The organism is Actinomyces sp. (assembly GCF_030530635.1).
Classification (GTDB): Bacteria; Actinomycetota; Actinomycetes; order Actinomycetales; family Actinomycetaceae; genus Actinomyces.
This window is the reverse complement of the sequence record NZ_JAUMUL010000063.1, coordinates 1-20,423: the sequence shown is the minus strand read 5'-3', so window position 1 is coordinate 20,423 and position 20,423 is coordinate 1. Positions and strand designations below refer to the sequence as shown.

The following is a 20,423-nucleotide window of genomic DNA, read 5'->3' as shown; positions in this document are numbered from 1 at the left end:
CCTTCGGCCTCTACTACGCCAGTTAGACCTCCGCTGAAGGGCCCAGAACCCTTCAGCAGACACCGAACCGGCGTAGTGAACCCCGAACCGGCGTAGCAGACGAGGTCAGCGCAAAGCACGCCGGCGAACTGGTTCCCGGCTCCACCCACACTCCCAAACGCGAAGCGCCGGTTTGGCTCTTCGTGTTCGCGGATGTGGCGGGCCGGGAGCCGTGGCTGGCCGGGTGGTGGTGGGCGCGTGTGCCCCGGCGGCGCAGTACGCGGTGCGATGGACGGGAGCTGGGGTGTGCGCGCCGAACCATGACGGGCCAGGCACGATAGCTCCTGCGTTCGGGTCAACGTTCGCGTGTCCAGCCTGACGGTTCGTGCGTTGCAGTCGACGATTCGGCACATCCGACGACGGTTCGTGAGGTAGGTGTACGAACCGTTGCTGCTACCTGACGAACCGTCACCGGAACACACGAACCGTCCCCACAACGGCGCCGACGACGTCCTGATCCGCCCGAGAACGACCTCTGAGCGGCCAAAACGTCCTCATCATCCCCAAACCCTCCACATTCGAGAGGGTTTGGGGCTGACGAGGTCGTTTTCGGCAAACCGGCACCTGCCGAATACGACCTCGCCATCCCGACGTCGTCCTCCCGCACCCGAACACGACCACCACACCGCGACCGCCAGCCCGAACCACCACACCGACAAACGGTGACAGATGATTCTCCTATCGTTGTCCGGATTCGGGACAAACGCGCCGGCAGCTGCCGTGACGGCGTTGAAGATCGTTGAAATCATGCGGACTCTCAAGCGGACCACGTCGCTCCGAACGCCGTTTGTCCCGAATCCGGACACTTCAGCCGACTTCAGTGCGGAGCACCCGTACCTACGCACCGGATCGCACCACTCAGGCCCAGGCACGCACCAGACGCACGATGGCGTCGGCAACCTCCTGGTCCTTGCCCTGGTAGGTGTGGCCGGTGCCCTGGATCAGCACCAGTTCGTTGGCGTCCGGGTCGGCGGTGTGATCGTTGATCGTCGCCAGGAAGCCCGCCGGGTCGCCATAGGTGAACCGGTCATAGGTGCCGATGAGCATGGCGCCGGTGTGCCGCATGGCGGCCACCTGACTGAAGTCTGCGTCGGCCTCCACGTGCACGTTGTCCAGGATGTTGTCGAACAGCCACTGGCGGGCGGTCTCGGCGCGGCAGGGCACCCATCCCATCAAAGGGAATGGCAGCCGCTGCTCCCCCAGGCCGCGATCGACGTAGTCGCGCACCACGGCCCGCTCCTGCGCAGTGACCTGGTTGGTCAGGTGGCGCAGGTTGGCGGGGCTGAGCAGGAGGAAGTGCTCCACCCTCTCATCGTGGTGGCGGGCCAGATAGTAGATGACCTTGTTGGCGCCCAGGGAGTGCCCGGCCAGGATGATTCGCCGATAGCCGGCGGCCTCCGCGTAGTCCAACCAGGCCCCCAGATCCTCGTCGGTGAAGGCGAAGTCCTCGTTCCACGAGCCGCTGACCTCCTCCTGCCCCGTCACCGCGTTGGTGCCGGGGATCTCGTTGAAGGCGTCATTCGTCTGCGCGTACACGAAGTCGATGCCGGCCCGGTTGAGGGTCCGCCCGAAGATGACGTAGAAAGGATTGGAGTAGAAGTTCCCGTGGATGCCGGTGATGGCGATCACCACCGTGTCCGCGGACCCTGCCGGGAACAGAGCCCCGTCCAACACGCTGCCCCGCCAGGTGGTCACCGTCAGGGCGCGCGGGCGGCCCAGCCCCGGCATCTCAGTAGTCCTCGCGACGGTGGCGGGGGCTGAACTGCTTGGAGCACGGATAGAAGTCGGTCCCCATCCGAGTACCCTCCAGCATGGCCTGCGTGTAGCGGTAGGTGTCGGCCTTGTCCCAGTCGAAGGCGGTCTCGATCTCATCCTCGCGGCCGGTGCGGATCAGTTCGATCAGGTGCGGGTTGAGCAGGACGCTCTTGCCGATCGCCAACAGTTCGGCCCAGCCTGTGTCCCAGGCGCGAATCATGTCGTCGGCCGTGTACAGGTTGCCGACACCGATCAGCGGCAGCCGCCCACCGATGCGCTCGTGCAGCAGCTGCATGCGGGTCAAGGAGGTGTCCGCACCCCGACGCGCCTTCTTGTAGAAGTCCCACAGGGACACGTGCAGGTACTGCAACGGCTTTTCCAGCAGGGCATCCACCAGGGCGAAGGTGTCCGCCATGGTCAGACCGCGCTCGCCGGGCTCCTCCGGGGAGAAGCGGTAACCCACGATGAAGTCGGGCCGGTCGTGCCGACGGCGCACGGCGTCCACGGCGTCCACAACCGCCAGCGGCAGCGCCATCCGCTTCTCGAGCGAACCGCCCCAGTCGTCGGTACGCAGGTTGGTGTTGCCGGAGAAGAACTGCTGCACCAGGCAGCCGTTCGCACCGTGGATCTCCACGCCGTCCAGGCCGGCCTCAAGGCTCAGCTCGGCGGCACGGGCGTAGTCGTCTACCAGGCCCCGCACCTCCGCCTCGGTCATGCCGCGCGACCCGGCGAAGGGCGCCGTGGTGGGAGACACGACCTCGTGCCCCTGGGTCATCTCCCTGCGCGCGTGCAGCCCCGAGTGGGCGAGCTGGACGACGGCGAGCGCGCCCTGGGCGTGGGCGATGTCCGCATACTCCTTGAGCGTGGCCAGATGCCGGGAGTCGAAGGCGTTGGGCGACTCGAAGCCGATGCCGCCCGGCGCCACGTTCGTGAACGGCACGATGAACAGGGAGAAGCCCTTGAAGCGGTCGTTCCAGAAGCGGCGCGCGGTGTCAGTGAGCTCGCCGTCGGCACCCGAGTCGTAGATCGTCAGCGGCGCCACGACGAGCCGATTCTTGAGTGTCACGCCATTGTTGAGTTCCAGGGGCTCGAAAAGCGGCGCGTATTTGGGGTTCATCGCACTCATCGTGGATGCCTCTCTATGGGATGGGTCCCGGCCGGTGCCGACCGGGCTTGCCTCCCACAACCCGTGGGACACCGAGTCATTTCCCGCTCGCTTCCGTCTACCCGGTCACGTCCGGAAGCGGGCCCCGTCGTTGCCCGGTTGCCGCGTGACACACGTGATGCAATCCACCCATCACCACTACGATTCGCAGGGTGACCGATGCGAGCAAGCCCGCCCCGACCGCCACCCCCTTCGACGACGGCGCCACCTCGGACGCCGCCCCCGACCGCGAAGAGCTCACCTGGGAGCTGTTCGGCCGCGCCGAACGCGAGCTGTCTGCGCAGATCGTGGCCTCCGGCTGGGTGCCGGACCTGATCATTGCCATCGCCCGCGGCGGTCTGATTCCCGCCGGCGCCATTGGCTACGCCATCGGCGTCAAGGCCATGGGCGCGGTCAACGTCGAGTTCTATACCGGGGTGGGCCAGACCCTGGCCGAGCCGGTGGTGCTGCCGCCACTCATGGACGCCTCGGACCTGCCGGGCAAGAAGGTGCTGGTGGTCGACGACGTCGCCGACTCCGGCAAGACCCTGAAGATGGTTATGGAACTGCTGCAGCACCGGGGATTGGACCTGGGCGGTGAGACCGTCGCGGTAGACGCCCGCAGCGCCGTCATCTACCGCAAACCGCGCAGCATCTTCGAACCCGACTACTGTTGGCGGGTGACCGACAAGTGGATCAACTTCCCCTGGTCGGTGCTGCCCGTGATCAGCCCCTCGTCCCTGGATCAGGAGGGCACCGACCAGCTCGATCCGCGGATCGGGGATTGAGGCACGGGAAGGTGGAGCGTTCACCCGACGATTGCCTGAGTTCACCCGCGGGCGCAGGCCGGCGCGGGAGCGTACCGCAAACCGGCTTCGACGCTCGCGCCAAGGAACACGCTCGCCCTGCCGACGCCGAGCGGGCTGCCGGGCCTCGTCTCACAAGCCTGGCGCGCAGTGCCGTCAGGGTCCTGGCGGTGCTCTATTTCACTGTCGTGGCGGCAGCGGTGCTGTGGCCGTCGGGTGCGGACGTGTCCGCCTTCAAGAACGGAATCGGACCGTGGTTCCTCACTCTCACGGGAAAGGACATCTTCCTGAACCTGATGATGCTGCTGCCGCTGACGCTCCTGGCCGCCCTGGGATGGCCGCGGGTGCCGTTGTGGGCGTGGACGCTGGCGGGCTGCGCCGTCGGCGTGGGGGCCGAGTTGGCACAGTGGGTCCTGCCGGGTCTCAGTCGCCGCCCCTCGCTCGTGAACGTCGTGCAGAACACCGCCGGGGCCTGGGCGGGCGCCGCACTGGCCCTGGTGCTACGGGCATACACGACGCGCGCGAGTCGACGGCGGCCCCGGGGCCCTGGGGGCACTCGCCCGGGGGAGGAATGTCAGAATCTATGACAAACGCCGGTACCGCTCCTGGCTGCAGGACTTAAAACGTTGAGATTCCAAGGATTCACAAACCGCCTCACGGGCCGGCCGACGCGTTTGTCATAGATCTGGACACCCAACAGCGGCACCCGCAGACAATGAGGGCCCAGGCTGATTGACCAGCCCGGGCCCTCCCTGGTGCGCGGGGGGGGACTCGAACCCCCATGATCGCAAGATCACACGGACCTGAACCGTGCGCGTCTACCAATTCCGCCACTCGCGCGTTGAAGTGCGTCGATCCTATCTGCTCGCGGGTGTCCTCGTCCAATCCCGGCCGCCGCTGGCGGCCGTGAGACCGCTCACCCGCAGGCTCTGTAGCGCAGGCCCGTACCGCAGGCCCTGGCCCGCGGACGCGCCCCGTCCGCGGCCCGCCCAGGCCATGCCCAGGCCATGCGTCCTGCCGGCAACCGTCCCGATCGCAACACGGTTGTCGTACTTGCCTACCCTTCACCCGGGCCTCAGCCGTTACCATTGGCATTGGTCACGTCTGGATTCCTGCCCATATGCTCACGGCCTTCAGGCAGTCCCAGTATCGTGGCCGGATCAGGCCGCGTGCCGGGCATCCACCCGTCGCGCGGACGGTCACGGCGGTGTCGTGACCGCTCAAAACACACTGGGGAGGTAGTCCATGGGTCTCCTGGACAAGTTCGAGAAAGGCGTCGGCAGCGTCGCCAATCGGGCCATGTCCCGGTTCTCCGACGACGTAGAGCCCATCGAGATCGCCTCGAAGCTGCGCGAGACGATGGACAAGCGCGCCGCCTCCTTCGCACGCGACCGCTCCGTGGTGCCCAACGTCTTCCGGATCCACCTGTCTCCCAGCGATGTCGAGCACCTGAACACCTGGGGCTTGGATGAAATGGTCAGGCAGATGGAGGAGGTCGCCACCAACCACGCCGGAGAACAGGGCTACTCCTTTGTCGGCCCGGTGGAAGTCTCCTTCATTCCCGACGACTCCCTGACGCCCCCCACCATCGAGATCGACTCCTCCACGCGCCGTGGCGCCGCGGCTCCGGCTGCCGCCGCCACCGCCTCGCCCGCGCACCCGATCCTGGACATCGACGGGCAGCGCTACCTGCTCACCGGTCCGCTCACCATCATCGGTCGCGGCTCCGAGGCGGACATCATCGTGGATGACTCCGGCGTCTCCCGCCGCCACCTGGAGATCCGCCTCACACAGGGGCACGCGATCGCCACCGATCTGGGCTCCACCAACGGCACCTTCGTGGAGGGCCACCGGGTCGACGCCGCTACCCTTCTTGACGGCAACACGCTCACCATCGGACGCACCCGGATCATGTTCTGGGATGGCACGCAGGGCGCAGGGGCCAACGGGTGAGCCAGCTCGCATTCACCATCGCCCGACTGGGGTTCCTGGTCTTGCTGTGGGTATTCGTGTTCTTCGTCGTACGCACACTGCGCCGCGACGTCGTCGACGTCTCCGCCACGCCGACACGTCGACGTTCCGCCCGCGACTCCGGCACCATTCCGGCCGGACGCAACCGGGGCCCCACCCGCCTGATCATCACCGAGGGTCCGCTGGCCGGCTCCATGGTGCCGTTGACTCCCACTTCAATCACGATCGGCCGCGATCAGAACTGCACCCTGGTGCTCAACGACTCCTACGCCTCCTCCCGGCACGCCCGCGTGTTCCCGAAGGACGGCTCCTGGTGGCTGGAGGATCTGTCATCCACCAATGGCACGACCTTGGCCGGGCGACCCGTGTACGGTGCCGTTGAACTTCCCGTCGGCGTGCCGGTCCGCATCGGCCAAACCACCTTGGAGCTGCGCCCATGACCATCTCCCTGCGCTACGCGGCCAGGAGTGACGTCGGACTGGTGCGCGCCTCCAACCAGGACTCCGGCTACGCCGGCCCGCACCTGATGCTGCTGTGCGACGGCATGGGCGGACCCGCCGGCGGAGACATCGCCTCGGCCGTCGCCATCGAGCACCTGGTGCCGTTGGACGCCGACTCCCACCAGGCCGGTGAACTGCTCGATCTGCTGCGCGACGCCGTACAGGAGTCGCATACCGACCTGGTCACCCTGTCCGGTGAAAACCCCGACCTGGCCGGCCTGGGCACCACTTGCATCGCGGTCATGCGCAGCGGCAACAAGCTCGCCATGGTGCATGTGGGCGACTCCCGCGCCTACCTTCTGCGCGACGGCGAACTCACCCAGGTCACCACCGACCACACCTTCGTGGAGTACCTGGTGGAAACCGGTCGGCTCACGCGCGAGCAGGCCCGCCGCCACCCGCAACGCTCCGTGCTGCTGCGCGTACTCGGGGACGCCGAGGGCGACGTCCAACTGGACGAGTCCATCCGCGAGGCGGTGCCCGGCGACCGCTGGCTGCTGTGCTCCGACGGCCTCAGCGGCCCGGTCTCCGCCGAGACGATCGGCGAAGTGCTGGACACCGTCGAGGATCCCGGCCAGGTGTGCGACCAGCTCATCGACTTGGCACTGCGCGCCGGCGGCCCCGACAACGTCACGGTGGTGGTCTTCGACGTCGTCGAGGACGACACCCAACCGCAGACCGACACACAGATAGTCGGCTCCGCCGCCAACCGGCGCGCCCGCCTGCGGCAGGCCGCCACGGGTGAGCGGTCGCCCGTCTCACCTGACCCGGCCGAGCCCATGGAGGCGACCACCCCGGCCGCCAAGGCCGCCGCCCTGGTGGCGCGCCTGGACTCAGACCCCGCCCCCACCGACACCACCGAGGAGGATGCCGTCGCCGCCCAGGCACGCACCCAGTTCGCCAGGCGTCGACACCGCCGACTGCGCTCGACCATCGCCTCCCTGATCCTGGTACTGGCCCTGCTGGGGGCGAGCGTGCTGGGCTACCAGTGGACGCAGTCCCAGTACTACGTCACCACCCTCGACGGCAAAGTGGTCATCTACCAGGGCATCCCGCAGTCCCTCGGCCCGATGCCGCTCAGCCATGTGGTGCAGACCTACAACAGCCCCACGGTCACAGACCTGAACGAGCAGATCCTCAGCAAGTTGGAACGGACGGTGCAACAGCCCTCCCTGGCCGCCGCCCGCGAGTACGTGAACACCACGGTGATGGACAACCTGGTGGCGGACCCGGAGGACACCGCCACCCCCACCCCTTCCGCCACCCCGACGCCGGCCCCCACGACACCCGCACCCACCCCCTCAACCACCGGCAACCGGTCCTCATCCACCCGCGCCCTGGAAACGGCGTCCCCCGGGCAACGGGAGTCGACGGCATGACCTCCCCCGCCTCTCGTCCCGCGGCGGTCTCGGCCTCGGTGTCATCCCGCCGCACGGGCCGTTGGGCCGAGGCCGGTCTGCTCGTGATCGCCCTGGTCATCGGCCTGGCAGCCTTCGTGCTGACCGCCATCAACCGCACCGGTTCCTCACCGGCCCGCTCCCTCCAACTCACCGCCGCCCTGATACTGGTATGCGTGGTCGTGCATCTGTGGGTGCGGCGCACCGCCCCGTGGGCCGACCCGGTACTGCTGCCGACGGCGGTGGCGCTCAACGGCATTGGACTGGCCATGATCCACCGATTGGACATGTCCTACGAACGGATCGGGCAAGTACATGACTACGGCCTGAAGCAGGCGGTCTGGACGGCACTGGGGGTGATCCTTTTCTGCCTGGTGCTGCTGATGCGCGACTACCGCCTGCTGCGCCGCTGGGACAACTGGGCCATGTGGGGCGGCCTGGCCTTCCTGGTGCTGCCGTTCTTGCCCGGGCTGGGCCGGGAGGTCAACGGTGCTCGCATCTGGATCCGCCTGGGACCGATGTCATTCCAGCCGGCAGAGCTGACCAAGGTGGCGCTGGCGGTCTTCTTCGCCTCCTACCTGGTGTCCAACCGGGACAACCTGGCCCTGGCGGGCAGACGGGTGCTGGGGATGAACCTGCCGCGCGCCCGGCACTTGGCGCCCCTGCTGGTGGTGTGGGGCGTGAGCATCGTGGTGCTCGTGCTCCAACGCGACCTGGGCTCCTCAGTACTGCTGTTCGGCCTGTTCATCGTCACGCTGTACGTGGCCACCGACCGGCCCAGTTGGCTGGTGATCGGCGCAGTACTGTTCCTGCCGGCCGTGTGGTTCGCCGCCACCCATCTGTCCCACGTGCAACAGCGCATTACGGCCTGGCTGGATGCCATGGATCCCGAGGTCTACGAGATGCTGGGCGGCTCCTGGCAGCTGGTGACCGGACTGTTCGGCATGGCCTACGGCGGGCTGATGGGAACGGGTTGGGGCGAGGGCTACCCTAATCTGACCACCTTCGCCAACTCCGACTTCATCTTCGCCTCGCTCGGTGAGGAACTGGGCCTGACGGGCACACTCGCCATCCTCATGCTCTACCTGATACTGGTGCAGCGAGGGCTGCGCACCGCCCTGGCCCTGCGGGACGGATTCGGCAAGCTGCTGGCGACCGCGCTGTCATTCACCATCGCCCTGCAGGTGTTCGTCGTGGTCGGCGGGGTCACCCGGCTGATTCCATTGACCGGTCTGACCACACCGTTCCTGGCCTACGGCGGCTCCTCCCTGATCGCCAACTGGATCATCCTGGCCCTGCTGGTGCACCTGTCCAACGCCGCCCGCCGCCCCGCCATGGCCGCCCCCCGCATAATCGACACCGCCGACCTGCCCGCCTCCCTGCGCAAGCAGGTGCAGGACGCCGACGACGACGCATCCGACCCGCCCGCCTTCACCCCCGGCCCGCCCGCAAGCCAGGAGGACGGTGTATGAACCGGCAGATCCGACAGGTCACAGTCCTAGTGCTCGTTATGATCCTTGCCCTGGCGGTCTCCCTGACCAGCGTTCAGGGCCTGGCCCGTCCGGCCCTGTGGGAGTCCTCCTCCAGGCAGGGCACGCTGACCACGGATGCGCGTAACTCCCGCATGGTTTACGCCCAATTCGGCACCGACCGCGGCCAAATCCTTGCCGGCGACACGGTCATCGCCGATTCCGAGCCCTCCGACGACGCCTACACCTACCAGCGCACCTACCCGGGCGGGCAGCTGTACGCCCCCCTGACCGGCTACTTCTCCACCGCCTTCTCCTCCATGACTGGCCTGGAGCGGGCCGCGAACCCCGTGCTCAACGGTGAAGACCCCTCACTGTTCTCCAGCCGCATCAAATCGCTGATCACCGGTGAGAACCAGCAGGGAGGCGCCATTAAGTTGACGATCGACCCGCAGGTGCAGCAGGCGGCCTGGGACGCGTTGGGCGGCCGCCAGGGCAGCGTCGTCGCCCTGGACCCGTCCACGGGCGCGATCCTCGCGATGGTCTCCTCACCCTCCTACGACCCCAACCTGCTCGCCTCCCACGACGCCGAGGCCGTCCAGTCCGCCTGGGACACCCTCAACGCCGACACCGCCCGGCCGCTGATCAACAGGGCCATCGGCGGAGACCTGTACCCGCCCGGCTCCACCTTCAAGATCCTGACCACGGCGGCCGCCCTGCGCACCGGCATCGCCAACGTGAACACCCAGATGAACGCCCCGGACACGCTCACCCTGCCGGGCACCAACCATGCTCTGTCCAACTACGCCGGAGAATCCTGCGGTAACGGCACAGTCACGCTTGCCTACGCCTTCGCCGAGTCCTGCAACACGCCCTTCGCCCAATTGGCCATCGACGTGGGCGATGACGAACTCGCCACCGAAGCCGCCAACTGGGGCTTCGGAGAGGAGCTGAACATCCCCCTGACGGTCACCCCGTCCACCTACCCGGCCAACGACTCCGCAGCACAGACCGCCATGGCCGGCATCGGCCAGGCCTCCGTACGGGCGACGCCGTTGATGATGGCCTCCGTGGCCGCCACGATCGCCAATGACGGCAAGCAGATGTCCCCGTATCTGATCGCCCAGACACTCGACTCGGACCTGTCGGTCGTCTCCACCACCAGTCCCCGGGTCGCCCGCACCCCGATCAGCTCCGACATCGCCCAATCCCTCTCGCAGCTGATGCAGGCCACCGTCACCGATGGCACCGGCACCGCCGCGCAGGTGGCCGGCGTGACCGTGGCCGGTAAGACCGGCACCGCCGAGACCGGTTCGGAGGACGGTGGCCCGGTCACCTGGTTCATCGGCTTCGCGGGCACGGACATCGCCGATCCCACGATCGCTGTCGCCGTGGTTCTCGACGGCGGCGAGCAGACCGCCACCACCGGAACCGGCGGATCAGTCGCGGGCCCCATTGCCGCCTCCGTGATCGACGCGGCGGTGGGTCAGTGAAACCCAGGGTCGGACTTGAGTTGCAGGGTCGCTATCGGCTCGTCGAACGCATCGCCCTGGGAGGCATGGGCGAGGTGTGGCGCGCCACCGACCTGCGTTCGGGCCGGGCCGTGGCCGTGAAGATACTGCGCCCCGAATTAGCCGGGGACGAGATCTTCCTGTCGCGGCTGCGCGCCGAGGCGGCGAACTCGCGCGGCCTGCGGCACCCGAACCTCGCCGTCGTCCTGGACTCCGGTGAGCGCCGCGGCTCGGGCTGGATCGTCATGGAGCTCGTCCAGGGACGTGCCCTGTCAGACATCCTGACCGAGCGCGGCACCATGGATCCGGATGAGATCCTGCCGATCCTGGCTCAGGTAGCCCGCGCCCTGCAGGTGGTACACGACTCCGGCGTGGTGCACCGGGATGTCAAGCCCTCCAACATCCTCATCAACCGTGAAGGCCTGGCCAAACTCACCGACTTCGGCATTTCCATGGGCGTCAACCAGCGCCCCATGACGGCGACCGGCATGGTGATGGGCACAGCCCAGTACCTTGCGCCGGAGCAGGCCATGGGCAATGTGGCCACCCCGTCGGGGGACCTGTATGCGCTCGGAGTGATCGCCTACGAGGCACTGGTCGGCCACCGCCCCTTCACCGGCTCCACCCAGGTCGACATCGCCTTCGCCCACGTCAACCAGACGGTGCCCCCGCTGCCCGACGAGCTGCCGCTCGAGGTGCGCGAGGTGGTCATGGAGTTGCTGGCCAAAAAGCCCACAAACCGCCCGCACTCGGCACGCGATCTGGCTCGTCGCCTGGACCGGATCGTGGTCAATCTGCCGGCCGAGTCCTGGGACCCGCATGAGCGACCCACCTGGACCGCAACCGGCCGCACCGCCGGGGCGCCGCACGCCGAGACGCAGTCGACCGACTCCGCCGGACCGGGTTCGGAGTCGAATATGCGGAGCGCACACAGGCAGGCGGAGGCATCAGCGGTCACCTCCACCATCGCGGCCGCAGGCGGCACCGGTGCCCTCGCCCTTGCCGGCCCGGCCTCGGCATCCACCCGGCATGCCTCCGGCCGCGAGCACTTCGGCCTGCCGACCGGAACCCTCCGGATCGTCATTACCATCTTGATCCTGCTCATGCTGCTGATCGCGGCGGGTACCCTTACTTCAGCGCACCCGGGCGCCTCCCGTGATCATGCGGTCGTGTCCACCACCTCTTCGAAGGAGGCACTGTGACGACTCAGTCCCCTCAGCACATGCTCGCCGGCCGCTATGAGCTCCGCGAGCTCATCGGCCGCGGCGGAATGGCCGAGGTCCACCTCGGTTATGACACGCGCCTGAGCCGGATCGTCGCCATCAAACTACTGCGCTCGGACATCGCCGGCGATCCCACCTTCCAGGCCCGCTTCCGCCGGGAGGCGACGTCGGCGGCCGCTTTGAACCACCCCACGATCGTGGCCGTGTACGACTCCGGCGAGGAGGAGCTGATCCAACCGGACGGAACCCGCCGAGCGGTCCCCTTCATCGTCATGGAGTATGTCGAGGGGCATACGGTGCGCGAACTGCTCGGGGAGGGGGAGGCCGTCCCCATCGCCGAGGCGGTAGAGATCACCACGGGTGTGCTGGACGCCCTGGAGTACTCTCACCGCGCCGGCATCGTGCACCGCGACATCAAGCCCGGCAACATCATGCTTACTCAGGCCGGGGCCGTGAAGGTCATGGACTTCGGCATCGCCCGCGCGGTGGAGGACTCCGCCGCCACCGTCACCCAGACGCACGCCGTCGTCGGCACCGCCCAGTACCTGTCCCCGGAGCAGGCGCGCGGCGAAGTGGTCGACGCCCGCAGCGACCTGTACTCGACCGGCTGCCTGCTGTATGAGTTGCTGACCGGTCAGCCCCCCTTCACCGGCGACTCGGCGGTGGCGATCGCCTACCAGCACGTGCGGGAGATCCCGCGACCGCCGTCGTCGATCGCCGCGGACATCCCCGATTCCCTGGACCGAGTGGTCCTCAAGGCACTGGCGAAGAACCGGGACGACCGCTACCAGGACGCCGCGCACATGCGCGCCGATCTGCTGGCGGCGGCCCGCGGCCTGGATGTCTCCGCTCCGGCCACCGACACCTGGGCGGCGACCACCGTGCTCGCCTCTGAGGGCGAGTCCGCCGCAGCAGCCCCCTCTCCGGAGGAGGAGCAGACGACTACCCAGGAAGAGGAACCGCGCCGCCGCTGGTGGCTGTGGGTGCTCATACTCATCGCCCTGATCGCCCTGGGCACGCTGCTGGGCCTATACGCCTCCGGGAACCTCAGCGGCCCCAGGCCCACGCCGACTCCGTCCGCCACGGCCGTGGCCGTGCCGAACGTGTCAGGTATGAGCGAATCCGATGCCCAGTCAACCATTGAGAACCTGGGTCTGGTTTATGAGAAGGGCGAGGACGTCAACTCCGACACGATAGACGCCGGTATGGCCGTGTCCACCGAGCCCGGCGAGGGCACCTCGGTCATGCTGGGCTCGACGGTGACCGTGCACTTCTCCTCCGGATCGGCCATGGTGGATGTGCCCGACGTGTCCGGGCAGTCCCAGGCCGACGCGCGCAAAGCGATCACCGAGGCGGGCCTGAGCGTCGGCGACGTCACCACCGAGGACTCCGCCTCCGTCGCCTCCGGATCCGTCATCCGCACCGACCCGGTGGCGGGTACGGCGGTAGAGCGCGGCTCATCGGTCTCCCTGGTGATCTCCTCCGGCAGGACCACCGTGCCGGATGTGGTCGGTTTGTCGCAGGACCGGGCGCAGGCCGCGATCACAGCGGCAGGCCTGAACTACAACAGCTCCACGGTGGAGGAGACCACCGACAACCAGGAACTTGACGACCAGTACATTGTCACCGCGGTGGACCCGAACGTCGGCGCCTCAATCAACACCGGCCAGTCGGTGACACTGACCATCACCCACTACACCTACCGGGCGCCTGCCACCTCCGAGCCGACACAGCAGCCCACGCAGCAGTCGACGCCGTCGAACACCTTCGGGCCGATCCAGAACGGCGACAACCAGAACCAGGGGAACTGACGGCGCTCAGTCGGGGAACCCGGCCCGGTTTCGCCCCGGCAGCCGCGGGGGCGAAACCGGGCGCTAGCCGCTGACTGTGTTAGACGGTGGCCTCACCGGACAAGTTCCACATCTCGTTGGCCCAGGGGAAGACCACCTCGAACAGGAACAGGACAACGGCGGCAGCCAGGATCAGCGCCTCGATGGCGCGCAGCCACACAGGCCCCGGCAGGTGACGCCAGATCCATCCATACATCAGTTGACCCCCTCGTCATTGAGCACCGAGGCCGGACGCCCCTCTGCGCGCTCCATCCAATAGGTGAACTTGGCGTAAGTGATCCACCGGTGGTCGTTGCCCCACTCACCCACCGTGAGGGAATGGCAGGTGGTCATGGTCAGCATGCGCTCTGTGGGCGCCACATCGGGCTCGCCGGGCACCGGCGCGATGACCGCGACGTCGGTGGGCTCCACTATCTCGTGGCCGGTGACCGTGTACACATACCAGGTGTCCTTGGTGGCGACGATGATCTCGTCGCCCTCCTCCAACAGGTCGATGCGCCGGAAGGAGTTGCCGTTCGTGCGGCGGTGACCGGCGATTGCGAAGTTGCCGATGGCGCCGAGCTGCTGGGTGTCGGGATAGTGGCCGGCGGCGGCCTGATCAAGTACATCGCCGCCAATGCCCTCCAGAACCGGCATGTTGTTATTGGTTACGCCATACCACTTGGGGACGACCAGCATACCGATGACCTCCCCGTAGCCGACGGGCGCCACCTCCGGAGGATCGTCGTAGTGCTTGGTGCCCTCCACGTTCGGAGACTCGACCTGCGTGTCAGTGAAGGTGGCCGCCACTTCCGCCGCCTTGGCATTGGCATCAATCCCGGTCCACCACAGTTGCCAGGCCAGGAAGAGCGCCACCACCAGCCCGGCGGTGATCAGCAGTTCACCAAGCCCGAACAGCAGTACATCGAACACGCGCCGCAGACCCCGGGGTCGCGCGGCATGATGCCTGGGAGGCTTCGCCATCACGGTAGCCCTGGTTACTTCCAGCGCAGCAGCCCGAGGAAACCGACAAGCATGATCATGAAGCCGACGTACAGGTTGCCGTTGACCAGCCAATCACTGGCATGGTTCTCCACGAAGTAGGGCAACGGGTAGGCGCCCTTGAACAGGTAGGTGACCACCACCCAAAGCAGACCGACCACCAGGAGCGCAACCATCACCGGCGCATACCAGCGGGGGGAGCCCTTCTCCTTGACCTTGCGGGGAACGCGGGAGACACGGTTGGCAGCGGCCCGGGACTCCTCCATCCGGGCCCGTTCGGCGGCGGCACGCTTGGCCGGGTTGCCGGAGCGCTCCGGCCGCGGCCGCTTTCCCTTGAGCCCGGCCTTGACCTTGCTCTTGGACCCGTGCTTCGCCTCGTCCTTCGCCTCGGTCCTGCCGGCGCTCTTATCAGTCTCGTTCTGCGTCCGCGCCACGCGCGTCTCCTCACTGACCACCGGGCCACGGCGGCGGCCCACTGCTTTACACCTGATGCACCCTAGCCTATAGGGATCACGGACACAGATCCGGCTCTAATCTGCACCTGTCCGGGTCAGACCTGCACGCGATCCGGGTGGGAGCCGGTGCGCAGGTCGCGGTCCAGCGCGTCAACCGCCGCCATCTGCGCCGCGGTCAACTCGAAAGCGAAGACATCGGCGTTGGTGCGCATACGCTCGGGGTGGGTGGTCTTCGGGATGACGACCAGGCCGTTTTGCAGGTGCCAACGAATTATGACCTGGGCGGGCGTGACATCCAGTTCGGCGGCGATGCGCCCCAGTTCGGGATCGTCCAGCAAACGCCCCCGGCCCAGCGGGGACCAGGACTCGGTGACAATGCCGAGCTCGTCGTCGACGGCGCGCAACTCCTCCTGAATGAGGTACGGATGCAACTCGATCTGGTTCACCGCGGGGGTGACCCCGGTGGCATTGATGATGGTACGCAGATGCGCGGCCTGATAGTTGGATACCCCAATGGCACGAACCCGGCCGGAACCGAGGATCTCAATCATGGTGCGCCAGGTGTCCACCAGATCGATTCCTTCGGAGGCGGCCAGTGGCCAATGCACCAGGAACAGGTCCAGAACATCCAGCTGCAGATCCCGCATCGTGGCATCGAAACTGCGCAGAGCATCATCACGACGATGGTTGGGATTGTTGAGCTTGGAGGTGACCCACAACTGATCCCGCGGAACGCCACTGGCAGCGAGCGCCCGACCTACACCGGCCTCATTGCCGTACATCTGGGCGGTATCGATGTGGCGGTAGCCGACTCTCAGGGCCTCAGTGACGGCGCGCTCGGCGTCGGCATCGGCCACCTTGTAGGTGCCGAACCCCAACTGCGGTATGGCGATGGGCCCGGTGCCCGCCGTGCCCCGGCTAAGCGTCATCAGGGGTGCGGGAATGGCGGTACTCATGAGGCAAGCCTAGCGACGGCGGCGGGGCCGGACCATACCCGAAGGTGCCGACCTGCACGGAGAATCCGCACGACGTCGTCGCCGAACGCCACCCCGCGGGCAGCGGAGCACACAGAGGGGCGGCGGCGCCCCGCATGTGTGGGGCGGGGCGCCGTCCCGCTATGCCTTACCCAGCCTTACTCGGCTGCGGGCTCCTCCGGCTGCGCCGGGGAGTCGACCGGTGCAGCCGGCGCCTCGGAGACGACGGGCTCGTCCGTGGAATCGGCCCAATACTCCTCGGCCCACGGGTCCTCGATCGGTTGGCTGCGACGCCAGATCACGTAGGCGGCTCCCGCCGCGCAGCCGGCGACGGCGAGCCAGCCGAGCGTCTTGAGGACAGGGTGCTTCTTCTTCACTGGTACCTCCGGGGTCAGGGCCGCCTGCTTCGCGGCTACGGCGGCGCGCTGGGCGCGCTGGGTGAGCGTGCCCTCGGTGTTGACGGCCTCCTGGGCTGCGATCGCGGCGCGCTGAGCGGCGGGGACATAGTCCTCAACCACCCGCGTGCGCGCCTCCTCGGCGGCGCGCTGAGCGGCGGGAACGTACTCCTCAACCACCCGCGTGCGCGCCTCCTCGACGACCGGCTGAGCGCGAAGCTGCGCCTGCCTGGCGGCCCTGATGAACTCCTCCCGCGCCCGGTAGACGCGCGGCGTCGCCCAGCCGACGGCACGCCCCGCCTGGGCGGCGATGCTGTCCGCGAGCGTGGCGGCCTCCAGACGGGTCTGATCGCGGTCGATCCTCTTGCATCGGAAATTGCAAACCATGTCGGTCTCCCTGCTCGGAACGATGAGGTTGTTCACCCAATGGTCGCACTGTAACGCGGCTCGCACCCCACAACCCGGTACCCGTTCTGCCTGGGGTGAACACCGGGTCCCAGGATCACCCGGGCAACACGTGGGACCATGGCCGACATGGAAGCGACCATCGAAGCTACACTTCACACCACCCTCGGCGACATCCGCCTCGAACTGTACCCCGCCCAGGCTCCGGAGACCGTCTCGAACTTCGTCGGCCTGGCCACCGGCGAGAAGACCTGGACCGATCCGCGCACGGGCGAGCCGTCCAATGCGCCCCTGTATGACGGGGTTGTCTTCCACAGGGTCATCCCCGGATTCATGATTCAGGGCGGCGATCCGCTCGGGACCGGCACCGGAGGCCCCGGCTACGTTTTCGACGACGAGATCGATCCCTCCCTGACCTTCACCGCACCTTATGTCCTGGCCATGGCGAATGCCGGTCGGCGGCTGGGCAAGGGCACCAACGGTTCACAGTTCTTCATCACCACTGCGCCCACCGAGTGGCTGCAGGGCAAGCACACGATTTTCGGCGCCGTCCCCGATGCCGCTTCCCGCAAGGTCGTGGACGCCATCGCGGCGGTACCCACCGACCCGCGGGACCGTCCCCTGGATGATGTGATCATCACCTCTGTAACCGTGCAGCAGTGAGGCGATTGGACAAGGTCGCGTCAGGGGAGCGCTTCTATGACTGAGCCGTACCCGCAGGTCGGTGCCCCGCCGGTGTGCCCGCGCCACCCCGATCGGGTGGCCTACGTGCGCTGCCAGCGCTGTGAACGTCCGGCATGCCCGGAATGTCAGGTGCCCAGCGCCGTCGGCATCCACTGCGTGGACTGCGCCCGCAAGGCGAAGGCCAATCGTCGCGGTGTGCGCACCGCACTGGGTGGCAGTGCTGCGGCTGACGGGGTGAAGCTGACGAAGATCCTGGTGGGCGTCTGCGTAGTCGTCTACTTGCTTCAGCTGGTCTATCCGGCGATCACCGGCTGGTTCGACTTCGTCCCCGCACTGGCCGCCGATCAGCCGTGGCGGTTCCTCTCCACGGCACTCCTGCACGCCTCACCGCTTCACCTGGCGATGAACATGTGGGCCCTGTGGGTGACGGGCCATTCGCTCGAGCCACTCCTGGGGCGCTGGCGCTTCATGGCTCTGACCGTACTCAGCGCACTGGGCGGATCGACGGCGATCTACTGGCTCTCATCACCAGACTCGCTGTCATCGTGGTTCGCCGGGACGGTGGGCGCCTCGGGCGCCATCTTCGGATTGTTCGCGGCTGTATTCGTGGTACTGCGCCGATTCGGCCGAGACACCTCCACAATCGTGGGTCTGCTGGTGATCAACGTGGTGATCTCCGTGGTAGGGGCCAATATCTCCTGGCAGGGGCACCTGGGCGGGTTCCTCGCCGGATTCGTAGTGGCCGCGATCTATGCCTGGGCGCCGCGCGAACGACGTACCGCCGTGGGCGTGTGGGGGACCGTGGGGGCGGCGGTGGTACTGGTCGCCCTATGTGCGGCGCGAGCGGCCCTGGTCTAAGCACCGAGACCGGCACAAGCGGCTAGCACGCCGAGTGGAGACCGTCGAGGCCGAAAGCAGGACCAGCTGCCGGAGGCGGCGTTCGTCGCTCACTCAGCATCGATTAGCCGCTTGCGCAAATCGCCCAGAGCCGACCGAGCTGAGTTCACCGGGTTATCGGCGCTAATGTGGTGTTTAAGATCGGGGTTTTAATTGCTGCGGCGCGGGAAAGTCGGCGTGATTACCGCCTGCCGGTCCTCAACACCGCACCGCATCCACCTTCGCCGTCCCACGCAGAGCGGGCGCGGCCTGTCGTTGGCGCCCAGTGGCGCGCGTGACGGCCCGAAGTGTCCAGAATCGGCACAAACGACTCTGACGTCGCTGGCAGCCGCAGGCAGAACGTTGGAATCATGCGGTATCAGAAACGGCCCCAGCGGTCACCGGCGGCCTTTGTGCCGATTTCGGACATTCCGCCCCACCGCGGGACACCCGGACACACACCACCAACCCACCAGCCCTCAACCCACCAAGTCGACACCACCCAACACCGACACACCCTCGAACCAGAGGAGCCCTATGACTCAGATCACCGAGGCATCTGCACCCAGCAGGGCGTTGCGTATCAACACATGTAACCGCCAGTGTGGATTCTGGGGAAGTACATCGCTGTTATTCCTCCACAGCTGTGGACACTTCTGGGGAAACACATCCGTGTGGTTCTCCACAGGGTTGCGCACAGCTGGGGATCAACCGGCAAGATTGGCATGTTCGTGCGGATAATCGGGTACCCCACAGCTTGGGGACACGTCTGCCTCCCACCTGTGCACGCGTGCCGACGGCGCCTGTGGACCGAGTTCGTCCCAACCGGTCATGCGGGGGTCTGGCAGTCCCAAGGGGTCTAAGGGCGCGTGCGGGCCGGTGATGTGGGGTGGCAGTGTCCGGGGGTCGTCTACTACGCCGGTTAGTGGTCTACCACGCCGATTCGGTGTTTGCTGAAGGGCTGTGGAGCCTTCAACTGAAGTCTAAGTGGCGCAGTAGAGGCCGAACCGGCGTACCTGCCAGGTGCCCGTGTCTCCTCCATGAGTTCTGATGCGCGCATGAGCAAGTTGCCATCCGCAGGGTCCATCTCGACCAGAACGTCGATGTCGCTGTCAGCATCCGCCGTGCCGCCTACGGGTGTCTACACCTCCGGGTCAGGGCTCGTCGTCTGTGTGCCCTCATCGGCGATGTCGGTGCGCTCCACCTCCAGGGTGACCTCGGTGACCATGGCGGCGATGACGCCGATTGCAGCCAGCACCGGCGCGGCCAGCACGGTGATGCCGCCGACCACCGCGCCGGGGGTAAGCGGCACGCTCAGGAACTCCCGGCCGGAGGAGTCGCGTAAGATCACGCGGCGGACGTTCCCGTTCGCGACGAGCTGCTTCACGGTGGCGATCAGCTGGTCGCCGGCGACGGTGATCCAATCAACTACGGTTCGCGGGCTGCCCCCGGCGGGCTCGGCGCCGACGTTCTGCTTGGAGTCGGCGGCCCCGGGTGTCTGTGTACTCATGGCTCAAGTCTGACTGTGATCATGCACCAGCACCATGGGGAAGCACCCTGAGATGCCCCGGAGCGGCGACCGGTCTCGGCACGTAATAAGTGCCGTTCTCGGTGGTGATGGTGGGAGTGTGTGGGGAAAGTGTGCAGGGTTTCAGGAGTGAAACTGGATTTAGAGTGGAGCCAACGGGACTCGAACCCGTAACCCCCTGCTTGCAAAGCAGGTGCGCTACCAATTGCGCCATGGCCCCCCGGTCATGCGACGGGGTCGGTGACCTCCGCCCATGCGGCCCGCTCGGCCCGCTCGGCCTCCAGCTTCAGCCAGGCGGCGTAGCCGAGAACCCCGAGGCACGAGAAAACCGCGGCAAGCAGGAGCGTTCGGCTCTTCATGAAGCCCCCTCACCTTCCACCGCGACCGGTGGGCCTAGCTGGACTTGAACCAGCGACCTCATCCTTATCAGGGATGCGCTCTAACCAACTGAGCTATAGGC

At 67.1% G+C, this 20,423-nt stretch carries 20 protein-coding genes and 3 tRNA genes; 11 read left to right on the top strand and 12 right to left on the bottom strand.

All coding sequences use genetic code 11. The features are described 5' to 3' along the window. Positions 1 to 897: 897 nt before the first annotated feature. The gene (locus Q4A20_RS12485; protein ID WP_303123418.1) at positions 898 to 1,767 is read right to left on the bottom strand and encodes an alpha/beta fold hydrolase; all 870 of its coding nucleotides are present in this window, start codon (positions 1,765 to 1,767) and stop codon (positions 898 to 900) included. 1 nt (position 1,768) lies between these two features. Continuing rightward, complete coding sequence (locus Q4A20_RS12480; protein ID WP_303123416.1) at positions 1,769 to 2,911, bottom strand: NADH-dependent flavin oxidoreductase; 1,143 nt, start codon at positions 2,909 to 2,911, stop codon at positions 1,769 to 1,771. 200 nt (positions 2,912 to 3,111) lie between these two features. Here Q4A20_RS12480 and Q4A20_RS12475 point away from each other — a divergent pair, with 200 nt between their 5' ends. After that, positions 3,112 to 3,726: a phosphoribosyltransferase gene (locus tag Q4A20_RS12475; RefSeq protein WP_303123414.1), complete on the top strand. Its 615-nt coding sequence runs from the start codon at positions 3,112 to 3,114 to the stop codon at positions 3,724 to 3,726. A 188-nt stretch (positions 3,727 to 3,914) separates the two neighbouring features. Then, positions 3,915 to 4,331 (top strand): VanZ family protein, encoded by a 417-nt coding sequence (locus Q4A20_RS12470; protein ID WP_303123412.1) that lies wholly within the window; start codon positions 3,915 to 3,917, stop codon positions 4,329 to 4,331. A 166-nt stretch (positions 4,332 to 4,497) separates the two neighbouring features. Here Q4A20_RS12470 and Q4A20_RS12465 read toward each other — a convergent pair. Beyond that, a tRNA-Leu gene (locus Q4A20_RS12465) sits at positions 4,498 to 4,584 on the bottom strand. A gap of 405 nt (positions 4,585 to 4,989) precedes the next feature. Between Q4A20_RS12465 and Q4A20_RS12460 the strand changes: the two genes are divergently transcribed. Genes Q4A20_RS12460 through pknB form a run of 7 tightly spaced genes read left to right on the top strand, consistent with a single transcriptional unit; the run spans position 4,990 to position 13,626 of the window. Continuing rightward, a complete protein-coding gene (locus Q4A20_RS12460; protein ID WP_303123410.1) occupies positions 4,990 to 5,697 on the top strand; it encodes a DUF3662 and FHA domain-containing protein in 708 nt (235 codons plus the stop codon). Continuing rightward, the gene (locus Q4A20_RS12455; protein ID WP_303123408.1) at positions 5,694 to 6,155 is read left to right on the top strand and encodes an FHA domain-containing protein; all 462 of its coding nucleotides are present in this window, start codon (positions 5,694 to 5,696) and stop codon (positions 6,153 to 6,155) included. The genes Q4A20_RS12460 and Q4A20_RS12455 overlap by 4 nt, the downstream gene beginning before the upstream one ends. Beyond that, entirely contained in the window at positions 6,152 to 7,594 is a 1,443-nt protein-coding gene (locus tag Q4A20_RS12450) for a PP2C family serine/threonine-protein phosphatase (protein ID WP_303123406.1), read from the top strand. Before Q4A20_RS12455 ends, Q4A20_RS12450 begins: the two co-directional genes overlap by 4 nt. Beyond that, on the top strand, positions 7,591 to 9,084 hold the full coding sequence (locus Q4A20_RS12445; protein WP_303123404.1) for an FtsW/RodA/SpoVE family cell cycle protein: 1,494 nt from the start codon (positions 7,591 to 7,593) through the stop codon (positions 9,082 to 9,084). The genes Q4A20_RS12450 and Q4A20_RS12445 overlap by 4 nt, the downstream gene beginning before the upstream one ends. Continuing rightward, the gene (locus Q4A20_RS12440; protein ID WP_303123402.1) at positions 9,081 to 10,574 is read left to right on the top strand and encodes a penicillin-binding protein 2; all 1,494 of its coding nucleotides are present in this window, start codon (positions 9,081 to 9,083) and stop codon (positions 10,572 to 10,574) included. The genes Q4A20_RS12445 and Q4A20_RS12440 overlap by 4 nt, the downstream gene beginning before the upstream one ends. Next, positions 10,571 to 11,794, top strand: a complete 1,224-nt coding sequence (locus tag Q4A20_RS12435; RefSeq protein ID WP_303123400.1) for a serine/threonine-protein kinase — start codon at positions 10,571 to 10,573, stop codon at positions 11,792 to 11,794. The genes Q4A20_RS12440 and Q4A20_RS12435 overlap by 4 nt, the downstream gene beginning before the upstream one ends. A gap of 20 nt (positions 11,795 to 11,814) precedes the next feature. Then, positions 11,815 to 13,626 carry a Stk1 family PASTA domain-containing Ser/Thr kinase gene (gene pknB, locus Q4A20_RS12430; RefSeq protein WP_303123421.1) on the top strand — a complete coding sequence of 604 codons (1,812 nt, stop codon included), beginning with the start codon at positions 11,815 to 11,817 and terminating at the stop codon, positions 13,624 to 13,626. A 79-nt stretch (positions 13,627 to 13,705) separates the two neighbouring features. Here the strand turns inward: pknB and Q4A20_RS12425 are convergent, their stop codons facing one another. The 5 genes from Q4A20_RS12425 to Q4A20_RS12405 form a co-directional block, all read right to left on the bottom strand. Then, positions 13,706 to 13,861: a hypothetical protein gene (locus Q4A20_RS12425; RefSeq protein WP_303123399.1), complete on the bottom strand. Its 156-nt coding sequence runs from the start codon at positions 13,859 to 13,861 to the stop codon at positions 13,706 to 13,708. After that, positions 13,861 to 14,628: a class E sortase gene (locus Q4A20_RS12420; protein WP_303123397.1), complete on the bottom strand. Its 768-nt coding sequence runs from the start codon at positions 14,626 to 14,628 to the stop codon at positions 13,861 to 13,863. The genes Q4A20_RS12425 and Q4A20_RS12420 overlap by 1 nt, the downstream gene beginning before the upstream one ends. Before the next feature lie 14 nt (positions 14,629 to 14,642). Beyond that, on the bottom strand, positions 14,643 to 15,080 hold the full coding sequence (locus tag Q4A20_RS12415) for a cell division protein CrgA (RefSeq protein ID WP_303123396.1): 438 nt from the start codon (positions 15,078 to 15,080) through the stop codon (positions 14,643 to 14,645). Positions 15,081 to 15,196: 116 nt separating this feature from the next. After that, positions 15,197 to 16,057: an aldo/keto reductase gene (locus Q4A20_RS12410; RefSeq protein WP_303123394.1), complete on the bottom strand. Its 861-nt coding sequence runs from the start codon at positions 16,055 to 16,057 to the stop codon at positions 15,197 to 15,199. Between the two features lie 176 nt (positions 16,058 to 16,233). Continuing rightward, positions 16,234 to 16,857, bottom strand: a complete 624-nt coding sequence (locus Q4A20_RS12405) for a hypothetical protein (RefSeq protein WP_303123392.1) — start codon at positions 16,855 to 16,857, stop codon at positions 16,234 to 16,236. A 159-nt stretch (positions 16,858 to 17,016) separates the two neighbouring features. Here Q4A20_RS12405 and Q4A20_RS12400 point away from each other — a divergent pair, with 159 nt between their 5' ends. Both Q4A20_RS12400 and Q4A20_RS12395 read left to right on the top strand, forming a co-directional pair. After that, positions 17,017 to 17,538, top strand: coding sequence for a peptidylprolyl isomerase (locus Q4A20_RS12400; protein ID WP_303123419.1), 522 nt, complete (start codon positions 17,017 to 17,019; stop codon positions 17,536 to 17,538). A gap of 36 nt (positions 17,539 to 17,574) precedes the next feature. Further along, the gene (locus tag Q4A20_RS12395) at positions 17,575 to 18,417 is read left to right on the top strand and encodes a rhomboid family intramembrane serine protease (protein WP_303123390.1); all 843 of its coding nucleotides are present in this window, start codon (positions 17,575 to 17,577) and stop codon (positions 18,415 to 18,417) included. 1,159 nt (positions 18,418 to 19,576) lie between these two features. Here the strand turns inward: Q4A20_RS12395 and Q4A20_RS12390 are convergent. The 4 genes from Q4A20_RS12390 to Q4A20_RS12375 all read right to left on the bottom strand — a co-directional run bounded on the left by Q4A20_RS12390 (position 19,577) and on the right by Q4A20_RS12375 (position 20,423). After that, positions 19,577 to 19,945: a DUF4342 domain-containing protein gene (locus Q4A20_RS12390; protein ID WP_303123388.1), complete on the bottom strand. Its 369-nt coding sequence runs from the start codon at positions 19,943 to 19,945 to the stop codon at positions 19,577 to 19,579. Positions 19,946 to 20,110: 165 nt separating this feature from the next. Further along, positions 20,111 to 20,183: transfer RNA gene (locus tag Q4A20_RS12385), tRNA-Ala, on the bottom strand. 4 nt (positions 20,184 to 20,187) lie between these two features. Further along, positions 20,188 to 20,322, bottom strand: a complete 135-nt coding sequence (locus tag Q4A20_RS12380) for a DLW-39 family protein (protein WP_303123387.1) — start codon at positions 20,320 to 20,322, stop codon at positions 20,188 to 20,190. Positions 20,323 to 20,351: 29 nt separating this feature from the next. Next, positions 20,352 to 20,423 (bottom strand) — tRNA-Ile (locus tag Q4A20_RS12375).

Coding starts and splice junctions, on each gene's coding strand:
- Q4A20_RS12485 (WP_303123418.1), bottom strand. CDS start 1,767: ATGCCGGGGCTGGGCCGCCCGCGCGCCCTGACGGTGACCACCTGGCGG.
- Q4A20_RS12480 (WP_303123416.1), bottom strand. CDS start 2,911: ATGAACCCCAAATACGCGCCGCTTTTCGAGCCCCTGGAACTCAACAAT.
- Q4A20_RS12460 (WP_303123410.1), top strand. CDS start 4,990: ATGGGTCTCCTGGACAAGTTCGAGAAAGGCGTCGGCAGCGTCGCCAAT.
- Q4A20_RS12450 (WP_303123406.1), top strand. CDS start 6,152: ATGACCATCTCCCTGCGCTACGCGGCCAGGAGTGACGTCGGACTGGTG.
- Q4A20_RS12445 (WP_303123404.1), top strand. CDS start 7,591: ATGACCTCCCCCGCCTCTCGTCCCGCGGCGGTCTCGGCCTCGGTGTCA.
- Q4A20_RS12440 (WP_303123402.1), top strand. CDS start 9,081: ATGAACCGGCAGATCCGACAGGTCACAGTCCTAGTGCTCGTTATGATC.
- pknB (WP_303123421.1), top strand. CDS start 11,815: ATGCTCGCCGGCCGCTATGAGCTCCGCGAGCTCATCGGCCGCGGCGGA.
- Q4A20_RS12425 (WP_303123399.1), bottom strand. CDS start 13,861: ATGTATGGATGGATCTGGCGTCACCTGCCGGGGCCTGTGTGGCTGCGC.
- Q4A20_RS12420 (WP_303123397.1), bottom strand. CDS start 14,628: ATGGCGAAGCCTCCCAGGCATCATGCCGCGCGACCCCGGGGTCTGCGG.
- Q4A20_RS12410 (WP_303123394.1), bottom strand. CDS start 16,057: ATGAGTACCGCCATTCCCGCACCCCTGATGACGCTTAGCCGGGGCACG.
- Q4A20_RS12405 (WP_303123392.1), bottom strand. CDS start 16,857: ATGGTTTGCAATTTCCGATGCAAGAGGATCGACCGCGATCAGACCCGT.
- Q4A20_RS12395 (WP_303123390.1), top strand. CDS start 17,575: ATGACTGAGCCGTACCCGCAGGTCGGTGCCCCGCCGGTGTGCCCGCGC.
- Q4A20_RS12390 (WP_303123388.1), bottom strand. CDS start 19,945: ATGAGTACACAGACACCCGGGGCCGCCGACTCCAAGCAGAACGTCGGC.
- Q4A20_RS12380 (WP_303123387.1), bottom strand. CDS start 20,322: ATGAAGAGCCGAACGCTCCTGCTTGCCGCGGTTTTCTCGTGCCTCGGG.